The sequence below is a fragment of the Proteus terrae subsp. cibarius genome (assembly GCF_011045835.1).
GTDB lineage: Bacteria > Pseudomonadota > Gammaproteobacteria > Enterobacterales > Enterobacteriaceae > Proteus > Proteus cibarius.
The window spans coordinates 96438-109620 of sequence record NZ_CP047350.1 but is presented as its reverse complement, the minus strand read 5'-3'; the positions used below and the strand labels follow the sequence as shown (position 1 = coordinate 109620).

Sequence of the window (13183 nt, the reverse complement as noted above, 5' to 3'; positions counted from 1 at the left end):
GTGTAGTGGCCCTTTTGGGGCATAATCTAAAATGCCCGTGCAAATTCGTTAGGGTCTGCTCAATTGTTACAGCAATCATTCCATCGCCAGATGGTGTAAATAGGGTCTTGCCCAATTGCCGGTATAGTTCGCGCCAGACCCCACGTAAGAGTGGATTCGCCAATTACGTGAGATGAGTTTGTCTCTGGAACCGGATGCAATAGCGTGAATTTGTACTGCGTTTTGGGTAGTGTTGGGCTAATAACACCTCTACACATAGCCTCAGAACCCATTGTCTTCCACGCTAACCCCCGGCGATGCAAAGCAGCCAGAACCCTTGTGCTAAGAAGACTGCTATCGCGGATAACACCTTTTCCACCATTCTGGTTGCCACTAAATGGATACAGGGTGCCCCATGAACCAGCACACCAGAAAAGCTGTTTTAAAGGTTTTCCAGCGGTTGATGAGACAGCATCAGCAGTACACGCAGCCGCCGCAATTGGGTTTGCTACTGCCGCCGCCTCTGGATTGGTAAAAAAAGCGAGCTCATCATTGTTCCAGGTCGGGTCGAGCTCCGACATGTACATGATGTCGAGATCCATATACCCATCAGCATTACAGGTCTGCTTAATAAATAAATCGAGCATCACCAACAGAGGAAACGCATAGTAGTGATAGTGCATAAAAGAACCATCACCACCATCCATGTCTCCCATGCCATGATGCCCTTGGTTAGTCCTATCAAACGGGAACCTGACACCATTCAAGACAGATGAGCAGCCAGGCACTCTCTGAAATTCAACAAGCCGTGCTGGCTCCCACATAGAAGTGGTGACTCCAGGCCGAGGGACCCCTAGATTATCCTCGCACATACACAGAGGGTTGCTTACGGCTTCACTCGGGAATGATCCGCCTCCACCACTTATAGGAACCCCTGCTACTTTGATGGGAAAAATACAGCTCCAGCAGATGTCAGTAATCAGTTTTCCGCCGATTACTTCCGCATTCTGGCACCCAGGGTCAGCCGATACCGAACGAACCCAAAAGACCGCGCTAACGGCAATGACCCGTAGAATTTTTTGCATCATGGTAAGGCCTTTACGTAATTCAAGTGTTTCTCCATGACAGCAGGCTTCCCGTGATAGAAACCTTGTTGCCATGACAGTCCAAGTAATTTGGCGCTCTCCCCCAATGGGAAGCTCTCCACCTGCTCAGCAATGAGCTGTATGCCTTTTCGGCGGCAGTGGAGGATGGCCGAGTAGTCTTCAAGCGACCGCAGTCTTCTCGCGTCAAACTTGCAATAGTGCCAGTCATAACGACTCAGGCGCTCCAGCGAAGAGTTTTTGTCTCCATAGTCATCCAGCGCCAGCTCAACCCCTATTTCGGTAAGAGCCTCCCATCTCAATGCGAGAGAGGCATCCTGAATGCCCTCGGTAATCTCGATGACAAGCCGTGATGAGTGATTCTTAGCAATGTCGCGGACAACCCTCCACCACGCTTTGAAAATGACGTCTGATTGCAAAGTATGTTCAGAGACATTCAGAAAAAGAGCTGGGTACAGATCCAAGCAATAATGAAGGTTGTCCTGAATGAACCGTGCCATCTCCATATCCACCAGCCCCCAATAAGGAGGTGATGACAGAGAGGATGGTGTAAGAACCCGGCCTTCGTCGTACCAACGAGCCAGTACCTCAGCAGCGACAAACGAACCTGTGCCGACGTCTTTAATTGGTTGGAAAGCCGGGGCAAAAATCATTCACCGCCCTCCTCAGCAAGTTCGCGGACAACAAACTTCTTGCCTCTGGCAGTAATGACGCTCGGTGTGTGCTCCAGCTCGAACCGGGTAATCAGATCTGGCGTCAGCAGATATACCGGCGCGTCAAAGTTGTCGGTGACACTCTTGTAGGAATCCCAGCCTTTGTCTTTGTCGAACTCTGTGGCGATATAGGTAATCCGTTGTACGCCAGGTTCCTGCTTAATTTCAGGCAGCTTCTTGGCGAGCAGCTCCATTTGCTTTTTGTCCAGCGGGTCGAAAACTACGACCGCTTGGGTAAATGGCCGCGTTCCAGGCTTGCAAACTTCCTTCGGATCGCACAATGGGTTGATCACGTCACCCGCGTGAGCGAACACAGTGCCATCCGGAGTGCTGATGTCACTGGTGATCATGACGCTAGGGTCAATTTCTCGTGTTCGAGATTTTGGCGCTCTGGGCAGCTCATTGAAATTCTGCTTGGTCCAGAAGCGCTCTATAGCCTGTTTCTTCTTCTCTTCCCAGTCGATATTGGCAAGGCGTTTCTTGGCAACATCAATAAGGTCTGGCTCACTGATTTTCTCCACCGGCCCCTTAACGCCGAGATCGCCTTTTTCTCCGTTATCCACTTCCCGAGCCAACCATACCGGGTCGGACAACCCGGAGACCTGGGCGACGACGTTTGGTTGTTCGCCAGGCAGCGGCTCATCCTCCAGCATCACAATCGTGGGAACGGCTGTGATGTTGTACGTTTTGAACAACGTAGGGTTGATGATGATGTTCGGCACTGGGTCTTTTTTGGCCGCGAGCGCCTGAATAGCTTTAACTCCCTGCCCCAAGTTCATTCCTTCCGGGATGCCACGGAACACAATTACAGAATCAGGCTGGCCTGACACCGCCGTTAGGACGTCATCTAACCCCTGTTCGCCAAGAGACAACGAGGCGAAAACCAGTATCCGATGGTCAGAGTAGATACCCTTTTCAGCCTGTTTCCGGTGCATCTCCTTGAGCGTTGGGTTAGTAGTTTGGAGCTGCTTGAAAAATGCCTTGGCTTCGGCCTGAGCCTCGTCCATGTGTTGGTTTTGCAACAGAGATGGCATTTCCATCTTCTGGGCCTTTTGGGCAATTTGCTTTCCTTTCTCAATAAGCGCCTTATCCTGCTCTGTGAGCGGAGACTCTTGAGCGTATGCCCCGCCAGCCACAGAGAATATCAACGCCACCAGAACGCTCTTAGAACAGGGGATATGCGCGGCCAATGATCTGATCATTTTTCACAGTCCCCCAGTAACGTGAGTCGAAGCTGAATGGGCTTTTGCCCATAAACCAGTAGTTATTCTCTTTCAGCGTGGTCTTGCCGTAAAAGTGGCTCTCTGGCAGATGTAGTTTCCCTGCGAGCTGGAGCCCCTCTCCGACGACATCACCATTGACGGTGATCTTCCACTTATCGTTGATCTCGACTTTATCCCCCGGCATACCGGTGAGGATTTTGACCATGCGAGTCCCGTCCTTGTAGAAAGGCTGCATGTTCTTGGCTTGGAAGGCGTAAACAGCTCCCCTCTCCAGAGTTTGGTCGTTCAGATCAATGAGGAAGAAGGTGTAACCCGGCAGGCACTTCTCCTGTTGTGGATCAATGCCAATACGGTAGCGGCTGGCAAAGGCCGCACCAGCAGCCCAAAGAACCAGTAGTGTCACACCGGCCTTAACCCCGAAGCGCTTCCAGGATTCCTTTTTGACGAAATACTTCTTGAGTGGAAAATTCATTTCAGCACCTCATCAGGGAGGTACACGTCACTTGGAGCACCGACGACAGCACTTGCGTCAAGGACCAAATAACCTGCGTCTTTCAACTTCAAAATTGCGTCATTGGTCTTGACCATCAGTCTTTCAACTTCCTCCTGAGAGGCACCAGCGGGATACGCCGACGCCACTTTAGCGAAGTCAACCACGACCACTGGCGGGGTTTGATTCAAACGCTGATGGATGCTTGCCGTTTGTTCGCTCATCACGTAGTAGCTACCGCCGAAGCCACCAGCGGCACCGAGAATGGCGGCGATTGCGATTGATTTAATGTCCATTACTGTCTCCCTGGTTATGCAGCCTGCTGACGGCTTCGCATCACGGCCTTGATTGCCTCAGGAATGCTCATGCCTTGTTTCACAAACTGGTCGATGGCGTTAACGTCCACCGGATCGGTCGAATAAAGCAGCTTCTGGAAGTCGCCCACTATCAAGCGTCCGACGCCCATGCCGCTCTTCGATTTGATAAAGATTTCTGAGTACACGCCCTGGATGGTGTGTACCGTCTTGAGGGTGTGGAACCCGCCCTCTGAAAGGGTCAGACGACCGCTACGTTTAACAGATTCCACGGTTTCTTCGGTTTGGCCGAGCAAGTACATGCTGGCCGAGTTCTCCGCGATGGCGCGGCCCACTGCGTTCTCATAGAGGTCGTTGATGGACTGCGTTGCAATGACAACGGAGCCACCGTACTTACGGAATTTGCGGTAGGCATGTTCCATGAAGACCGAGACCTCGCCCTCTTTGAGCAGGTCCCAGGCCTCATCCACGATGACGACTTTCTTGCGGTTACGTTCACCCAGGAATACTTCTTGCTGGATCTGGTAAATAAGCTGGAGCAGTACAACCTGACGCAAGTGCTTACGCCCTTGCAGTTCATCGAGCTCCAGTACAGTGAACTGGTTCTGGAAGCTGACGTTGTTCTTGCGAGAGAAGTATTTCCCGTAGCTACCTTTCGACGTAAAGGCGTAGAGCTGCTGACCAATATCCTTGAGGCGCTGGTCGTTTTCTTCTTCCAGACAGCGCTCAGCGATGTCGTCAACCTTCATCTCTTTACCTTTCTCTTCCCACAGGCGAGAAAGGACCTGTTTCAGCGCAGAGATTTGCCATTCATCCAGCAAGCCTTTGGCCGACGCCATTGCACAAACGAGGCTGACAATCGCGTCTTCTTCGTCCTCGTAGTTCTGTATGAGCTCGAACGGGTTGAGGCAGACGTGCGTTCCTTCTTCAAAGTGAACGAAGTCGCCATTGAGCATTTCCGACAGCTTCTGGTAGGACTTACCGGCATCAATAACCCAGACCTGAGCACCCTCGGACAAGTAGGAAAAAATCAGTTCGTTGGTAAGGAACGATTTACCCGAGCCGGATTCGGCTGCGATCACCAGGTTTTTGTTGGTATTACTGTCGTGAAGAGACAGACTCATGAGCTGGCCGTTGCGGGAAATCAGCGCTGCATGATAGGTCCCGGTCCCCTTCCATTCCCCAAACACCGGCAGGACCACAGCCGCCTGCTCGGTTGTCATGGTCTTGTAGCGGAATAGGTCTCGCACTGCATCCCGGTCTGTACAGAATGGCAGGCAGTTGAGGAACATCGGCAGAGCAACGAACTTATCCTCCATCAGCTCGAACCGAGATTCACGCCAGATGTTTCGTGCGGCCATCGCCGCCGCTTCAACACGTTCTTTGGTTGGAGCAAATAAAACCACCGAGTAGGTGATCTTGACTGGCTTAGCCCCCTCTTTCATGGACTCATAGAGAGTGTCGAAGCTCTCCTTTTTGTCCGCCAGCACCGGCACGAATTTGAGCATCGGCCCGTAGGCTTGGTTTACAGTGAACTGGCGTTTGCGCTCCAGAGTGTTTTTCGTGCTTTCTGCCTCAGGGAAAAACACATTGGTCACAACCATGTAGTTTTCTTTGATGCTGGAGTTGCCGCCGCTGAGATCCCCGGCATAGGTCAACGCATCACCAAAGTAGAAAACGTCAGGCAGCTTTTTCGCTGACATGACTTTCGCGTGGTAGTCCCCCAGCCTGATGCCGTTCTTGCTGACTTCCACATCAGTGCCGTAATCGAAGATTTGCTCGCAGATGGGCTTATCCATCTCCCAATCCACAGAGTCATGTCGCCATGAAGCATCCGGCCCCCAATTCAGGATGGTGCTCATGATCCGGATGTAGTTCACCGCCGTCATTGTGCGGGGACGCAGACCAACGGTTTGAAGCGATGATTCGACCTTCGTGCGAAGCTGTGCGAGCTGCTGGAGTTCGCTTTCAGTCGGGTTATTGTTCTTGATGGGGACTTTGCACGTAACGAACAGCTTGAGGTCTTGGATCAAGCCATTGTCGTAGATACCTTTGTTGGTCTTGGCAAATATGCGTTCTGTCGTGTGGTGCTGGAGGAAGTTAATCCGTTCCTTGATGACAGATGTCAGCAGCTCGTGACGGAAGCCATCACGCAACCCCATCATCCGGTACATCTCCTGATTGATGTCCGGGGAGCGGAACAGAACAAACTGGAGCGTAGTCTTCGACGGGAACTCCTGATTCAGGAAACCGTTCATTCGCTCCTGAACTTTTTCATCGGCACCACACAGGGGCTCACACATGAAACCAAAGCCTGCACTGTGGTCATCCATAAGGAAGACATGATCGTCTTCGTCATAGGCCAGGACAGGAATAATCCCGGCAGCTCGCAAGTGCTCCGGGATCAACGTTTCTTCGAGTTTCTTTTTGATGGTTACGATCATTCAACACTCTCCAACCATGATTTCAGGTTCTTCGGACGTCCTTTGCTGACACGACCATCCGGAGCAACCACGAACGGAACGCCCTCAATCCCAATGAAATGAGCTGTCAGCAGCGTTTGATCGTATTGGCCGGGGTCGCAGGTTTCTTTTGAAGGAAGGGAACCCAAGGTGTTGTTCATCAGCGCATCGAGCGCGTGGGTTTTGTCTTTCGCGCAGTACAAGTTCTTTGCCAAGCGGTTGGACTCAGCACCCAGAGCAGGAATCACGATAAATTTAAAGGTGTAATCATCCACCAGCGATTTGGCATCACCCATGAGCTGATGGCAAACCGCGCATCTAGGATCGACAAAGACCACCACCTCTTTGTCACCACGCCCCATCGAAACGGTGTTCAGCGTGTCCACATCCATGCCCATGCTCTTGAAGTGGATACGCTCCGCTACATCCCTCATTTGGGACATCGTGTTGAGGGGCTTCTTGCTCCACAGGTCGTAGATTTGTCCTGAAATAACAAATCGCCCGTTTTCAGAGAGGAACATGATCTGCCCATCACTTTGGACGGCTCGAACCCCTTTGATGGGTAGCTCTACGATGTCCTCTATCTTCGCCGCTCTGGGATCGGTGATTTCCAATTTCGATGACGCATGAGCCGTGCCGGTAATAATCCCGAACACCATCAGCGCCCCGAGTAATTTTGTCCGCATGTCTATCCCCTAAGATTGGATTACTGGATGCTGGGCAGTGTATCCGGGGGAGGGAAATAGACTCGCCTCTGTAATAGCCCAATTTGGACAATTCCAGCGCGATACAAAAAAAAGCCCGGTCTGAACCGGGCTTTGAGAGGAATGAACCTTAGTTCATGGTAACAGCTTCGGATTTGCCACCAGAGTCATCGACCCCAACCAGAGAGATGGTCGGCATCGTTTCATAGGTGCCCTTGCTGATAGTCACTCGATCAGAGCTGATGCTCTGCAACTCACCGGCAATGGTCCATTCGTAGGACTTCATGCGGCCATCGGTATCTTCGCAGTTCGCATAAACGATCCACGACCCAACGGTCTCTCGTGAGCTCAGGCTACATGCAGGCAACTTGTTCTCTGCCACATTGATGTTCACCTCGCCCTCAGCTTCATGCCCCATTTCTGAGGTTATTTTCAGCTTGATGCTGTGCTCACCAGCGCCCAGAGTTGCTCTGCCGTAGTAACCGCTGCTTTCCAACGGCGTACCATCTACCGAGTAGACGCGAGTCGAAATACGGTCGCGTGGGTGGCCGCCAGAAATGTACGGTCGCAACAGCACATCCAGAGGCTCACGCTCGTATTTGTTCGAGCCAGAGTATTGCAGGTCGATAGCATAGGGCTCTGCCTGGCCGATCTTGAGCGGTTGCTCGATCACGGTTTCATGGCCGCGAGCATCACGGACAGTCACCTTGATGTTGTAATCGCCCGGCTCATTGATCACAAAGGACCGGACAATATCCTGCCGCTGATCCTGAATCACTGCGCCTTCCGGCAACTCCCACTCGTAGGTCGGTTCTTCCAGCTTGCCGTTGAAGGCAATTGGCCGCACTGACGCGGTGATCGTCGCAGGAGCCACGTCAGCGTTCTTCCTGACCTGCATTCCGAAGCTCGGCCATACATACTGCCACACGCGGGAGCGTAGGCTATGCGAGGCTTCTGCACCCTGATCTCGGTATCCTTCGATCCAGGTGGTGTACTTCGTTTCTACAGTAGCCTGGTTGAGGTCAGTGTCCGAAGGCACGTACTCAGCAGTATCACCCTGCACAATTGAGCCATCAGGCAGCGTGAAGAACCCGTTCAGCTTCACGTCCATCCCACGGTAAGGCAGGCTGGTTTCGGCTTTGAACACATACTTCTTACCGGTCTCAATGACTCGCGGCCCTGTCACGTAAGGACGGGGGGCCTTCACTGCTCGGAAGTCAACTGCCGTTTTCGCAACTTCATAGGCATAGCCGTCATCAGCCGGTGCAGTGGCAGAGCGCACACGAGCCCACAGGCGGTATCGGGTTTCTTCATCGCTCGAAAGCGTGATGCTATCCCCTGTCTGCGCGTAGGTTTTGCCACCGTCAGTAGACCACTCAACAATGGCATTGCCACCGGAGATTGGCTCATCGTTCAACGTCAGGTTCGCTGTGTACTTGCCTTCACTTCCGACAAACAACGTGGTCGGGCCGATAACAGCAATATCAGGTTTGTCGTAAGCGACAACACTGACCGCTTCGGTGTACTTTTCCGCACCTGAGTTGACGTTCACCACCTTGGCCCGAACCTGGTACTCCCCCTTGTCGAAGGTCTTCACAAGCTGATACTTGTATCGATCTTCTGGGATGAACTGCTCCCAGGTTTTACCGTCGTCCTTACTGGTTTCCCACACAACCTGGCCGGTAGCCCGGAGATCCTGACGGTCGTCCAAAGATAGCTTGAACACAGCAGTGAACGGAGCTTCACCAGACAACTTGCGAGCCTCCACGCCAGCACCGATGGCACCACCACGAAGCACTGTCAAGAAGGCAGGTCTGATAGACAACTCTGTGCGGTTGTAACCCTCAACAGGGCTTTCCAGAACAGCCTCAGCAGCGATACGGACGGAGGAAGTATCCACACCAGACAGGTCTACTGAGAACTGAGCTTCACCGTTCGATGCTTCCGCATAATCAGTGAGCGCAACCGTCTCGTTGTAGGCCTTTTGCTGGATCAGGCGTACTTTCCACACCCCCATCGTGTTAGCGTCATAGTCACCATCAGGTTTGTACTGATCACGGATGAGAACCCTAACCGGCAATGCCTGGGTGTCAATCGCGGTATCACCTTTAACTTCAACGATAGGACGGATACTGTCAGAAGGTGCAGAGATAGCCCGGTAGACAACCTCAGTCTTCACATCAGGCACCTTGTTGTAGGCCGCGTTCACCTTGTAGGTGGTCTCCTCCCACAACGCTCGCTCATCGGTATTGATGCGGCGATACACCTTATTGGTGGCACCCCATCCCGGAGTGAAGGTCTCAGACTCAAGAACATCAGAGTTGCGCGATATGGCAATATCCAGATCAGCTCGTTCAGAGTTGATAATGGCATCACCCAGGTAGTTACCTGTCATCGGCACCAAGTAGATGTTGTCTTTGAAGTTGTAGTCGGAGGCTAGTTCAACGGTCGGAGCTGGTGGGTCAACCGCTTCGACATTGAAAGTCTCGTCGTTCAACGTCACCCGAGTGCCGTTACGGGTGAAAATACTTACCCGCCACCCCAGAGGGTGATCACCGTTCTCGGCCAGGGAACCTGACAACGAAGGAGATTCCGATAACGGGTCTTGGACCAGTCCATCGGGGATCTGCTGCCACTCGAACAGACAGGTGCGGCTTGCACTGCCAACAGCTTTGTTCGCGGCCTCGTTTTTCGCACGGTCAGCACTGAGAGTGATTGAACAATCAGGACCTTTGCTCTGCTTGAAGTTCACATCAAAGTCTTCAATGACGCGATTCACCTGAGCAATGTCATCAATCGGGGTGTAACCAACAGAGCCATAGGCAGTAGTTACCGTCAGGTTCTGAGAGCCAGACCCAACTTTTACCTTGGAACCGTCACCACTGAACAGGTACAGGCTGTATTCGACAGGTTGTTCACCAATGCTCACAGCCTGCCCCACCAGCCCGGCAACTTTCATCCCGTTGTTGTCCTGCGTAGTTTGTTCAGCCTCATCCGGAGTTCTGTCCCATTGGAGCAAACACACCGGGTCACGAATTGGGTCTGCGGCCATAGCCACATCCTCTTTCGTGGTGAACCGGCAAGGCACACCCGACTCTGGCAGGGCATAGATTTTCACCGGGTCAATAACCTGGCGAATTGTCCATGATTCAGCCGAGAGCTTGGCCGTCCCTTTCCAGGTATTGATGTCCACAACCAAGATGGGTGAGTTCGGCGCGGAGGTCATGACAAGAAGACTGGAAGAGCCGACCACATCAGGAACAGCCGGTTTAACCGGAATGCTCAAACGACCACCTGACGCACCGAAATCATGTTGGCTCATGATCCCCATTGTCTGGCCCGGCTCGATACGCACCCCATTCACCACCAGCGGCACTTTCGCATCAGAACGGAGGGTCGCAAACACGTCGTATGAACCTGTCACGACAGCACCATCACTGAGCGTCAGCGGCTTGGTCTCGATGATCCGCTTGCCATCTGCATGAACAAATTCATGAGTGACAGCGGGGACCATAACCTTGCCATCCATCCCATCCGCCAGCATCACCTGACGCGGTTTGTACTCGAAGCCAACCGCCTTTTGAACCGCGTTGCCTTGTGCGTCCTCACCGGAAACAGTCAGCGTGTAAGATTCCCCTTCCTTCAAAGACGGGAACATTACCGGGTACTCAAGGCGGAATCGACCTTTCGACTCCTCACGCCAAGACAACTGCACCTTGTCATCGGCTGGGCCTCCGACGAGGGCAATAGAGGTCAGCTTAGGACTCGGGTCGGCAGTATCAGTCAAGGTGATTACAACATCATCCAAAGACTGGATTGGTGCTCCATCACTGATCGATACGGTTAGTGTCGGCGCTGAATTATCTATGCTCATAGCATATTGGGAGCCAGTGAATACCTGCTTAACCTCATTACCGAAAGCATCTTTAGCTACGAGAGATATGCCGGTATATGTGCCCTCTGACAGATTCTCAGCAGAAAATGTGAAAAACCAATCATTTGTGCTACTACGAAGAACTTCAGTACGAGACAACGGACGTTCTTCGCCAGTCGAGGTTATCGCAGACGCACTTGAGTTGTTAGAAATAACCCACTGGTTAACACCCCAACCGTCAAATGAATCAGGCTCACGGAAATGAGCTTTAAAAATCCGCCCATTTCGTTCTAACCCAGCAATTTCAGGAGGGTTAAGGTCATAGCAGAACGTTGCCCCAATCCGATCAGACGGAAGTTCAGGCTTCCCTTCCGGTCGAGACCAATATCCAGGCCATGAACATGAGCGCCCACTGAACGATATATCCGTATCCACTTCTGCATAAGAAGCATTTGCCGGAATTTTAGTAGTAGGCAACCAAGATCCCCATAACTCCTGAGCGTAAGGTCTCGGCTCAACATGAAATCTCAGTTTTTTATAATGGTTAACTGAGCTCATATTAATGGTTTCACCGCGGACCCACTGACCATCATCCCTAAGATATTCAACATACTTACCGATGGGAGCCAAGCTAACCGATGGATCAGCTTTCACACTGACGGATGTATTACCAAGAGAGTTCATAACCCAGTCGTAAATAATAAACGACTTAGTTTTTGTCCCATGTTGCTGGAATACATCAGCTTGCGTCTGCCGATAATCATATGTACCGTCTTCGGCAATGATATTGCCTTCAATACAGTTTTTATAATCACACCAGTTACCGCTTTGAGCACCGTAAGGTGAAGAAGGATAGGAGTTTGTTTTGGGTATCCGGTAGAGCACCCTGTAGGTATCGGAATAAATGGTCATTCCGTTCTGATAAGGCGCAAAACCTGATAGGGCCTGACCATTAACCTTAAAAGTTGAGGCCTGCGGGTTCTTAGGGTCATACACTGCTACTGGCTCAGGATTCTCTCCAGACTTTGCACCTACTGAATCCCAAGCAATAGGATAGGCTATTGACCCTTTGTTCCCTGCTTTATCCAGGGCCTCGAAATGAAGCGTATATAGATCCTCCCCATTAGGGAACACAGTGCTCCAGTTCAACAACTGGCCTTGGCCGTTGGCGTAATTAACCGAGACAACAGGACTCCTCTTGCCTTTGCTATCTACAGCATACGCCTGTATAGAGGAAACCGAAGAACCGGCATCAGATGCAGACACATCTATACCTGAAAATCGGTTAGGACCTCGCAGTAGCGTTCCATCAGAAAGCGCCCGGTTCCATTCCCCTTTTACTGTCACGTTTGCCAAACTTGGCGCTGTCGTATCGACTTGAAGCGGGTATTCATCAGTCTGAACGGAACTTCCGTCTGACGCCAGTATTTCGGCCCTTAGTTTGTAGACTCCCTCGGAAGGAGCCGGTAGTTGAAGTTCCGCACCATAGTAGGATTTTCCACCCACTGTGATGCGATCAGTAGCCCCAAGAAGGTGGCTGGTCGCTGTCGAAACCACTGTTCCATCCGACCGAATCACCGAAATCTTTACCTTTCGGTCGATACCGGCACTCAAGGCAAACGAGATATTGCCCGTTGGGTTGGCATAGTTGGCATTCGGAGTCAGAGACCGTTGCGTACCATCTGGAGCCTTAAAGGTGTATTCCAGCAGCTCTGCATGAGCAGCACCAGCGGTAAGAACCGCCAGAGCCCCAAGCATCGCCGGAATTTTAGGCTTGAAATTGATCATCGCATTCTCCATTCGTTTTGAGTTACAAGAACCCAATGCTGGAGGTTACGGGAGGGAGTGCATAAACATGGGCTGTGGAAGTGCCCTTTTTGAGCAAATAAGGAAATAGTTGGAATTTGTTATGACTGGACTTTTTGCCAAAAAATAAGGGCAGCTTTTAGGCTGCCCCTATCACCCGTTGATTAACGGCAAGGTGTCTTTTACACCCCCAGGCCATTGCTGAGTTGCACAACAGCCGGGATGACCTTCTCTGCATGTTCCAGAGTAGCAGACATGATGGATTCCACTACGGTCGGGGAGTTGTACAGGCCCATACCGCCACCGATACCCATAGCGAAAGCCATGAGGCTCTGGCGAGCGATACCACCAACAACACCGACCAGGATCATCGCACCCGCAACGATTCGACCCAAAGTACCTTGGGTCCAATCCTTGAGAGTTACCCATACGTCGTCAAACGCTGTACCACCAGTACCAGCGTGGGCCTGATCCGGCACGAGCAGGAAGGCTACCACCATCAACCCCAGGAAGAG

At 51.9% G+C, this 13183-nt stretch carries 9 protein-coding genes; all 9 read right to left on the bottom strand.

Features of this window, described 5'->3' with window-relative positions; all coding sequences use genetic code 11:
* Positions 1-59: 59 nt before the first annotated feature.
* Positions 60-1067: a TraU family protein gene (locus GTH25_RS18715; protein WP_000983283.1), complete on the bottom strand. Its 1008-nt coding sequence runs from the start codon at positions 1065-1067 to the stop codon at positions 60-62.
* On the bottom strand, positions 1064-1735 hold the full coding sequence (locus GTH25_RS18710) for an EAL domain-containing protein (protein WP_001337754.1): 672 nt from the start codon (positions 1733-1735) through the stop codon (positions 1064-1066). Before GTH25_RS18710 ends, GTH25_RS18715 begins: the two co-directional genes overlap by 4 nt.
* Positions 1732-2997 (bottom strand): TrbC family F-type conjugative pilus assembly protein, encoded by a 1266-nt coding sequence (locus GTH25_RS18705; protein WP_000621288.1) that lies wholly within the window; start codon positions 2995-2997, stop codon positions 1732-1734. Before GTH25_RS18705 ends, GTH25_RS18710 begins: the two co-directional genes overlap by 4 nt.
* Complete coding sequence (locus tag GTH25_RS18700) at positions 2960-3490, bottom strand: S26 family signal peptidase (protein ID WP_001010738.1); 531 nt, start codon at positions 3488-3490, stop codon at positions 2960-2962. Before GTH25_RS18700 ends, GTH25_RS18705 begins: the two co-directional genes overlap by 38 nt.
* Positions 3487-3804, bottom strand: coding sequence for a hypothetical protein (locus tag GTH25_RS18695; RefSeq protein ID WP_000351984.1), 318 nt, complete (start codon positions 3802-3804; stop codon positions 3487-3489). The genes GTH25_RS18700 and GTH25_RS18695 overlap by 4 nt, the downstream gene beginning before the upstream one ends.
* A gap of 14 nt (positions 3805-3818) precedes the next feature.
* Positions 3819-6266 (bottom strand): type IV secretion system protein TraC, encoded by a 2448-nt coding sequence (gene traC / locus GTH25_RS18690; RefSeq protein ID WP_000637386.1) that lies wholly within the window; start codon positions 6264-6266, stop codon positions 3819-3821.
* On the bottom strand, positions 6263-6970 hold the full coding sequence (locus GTH25_RS18685; protein WP_001259347.1) for a DsbC family protein: 708 nt from the start codon (positions 6968-6970) through the stop codon (positions 6263-6265). The genes traC and GTH25_RS18685 overlap by 4 nt, the downstream gene beginning before the upstream one ends.
* Before the next feature lie 148 nt (positions 6971-7118).
* Positions 7119-12650 (bottom strand): Ig-like domain-containing protein, encoded by a 5532-nt coding sequence (locus GTH25_RS18680; RefSeq protein WP_000606833.1) that lies wholly within the window; start codon positions 12648-12650, stop codon positions 7119-7121.
* Positions 12651-12850: 200 nt separating this feature from the next.
* Positions 12851-13168: a TraA family conjugative transfer protein gene (traA, locus tag GTH25_RS18675; RefSeq protein WP_064754699.1), complete on the bottom strand. Its 318-nt coding sequence runs from the start codon at positions 13166-13168 to the stop codon at positions 12851-12853.
* Between the last annotated feature and the right edge of the window lie 15 nt (positions 13169-13183).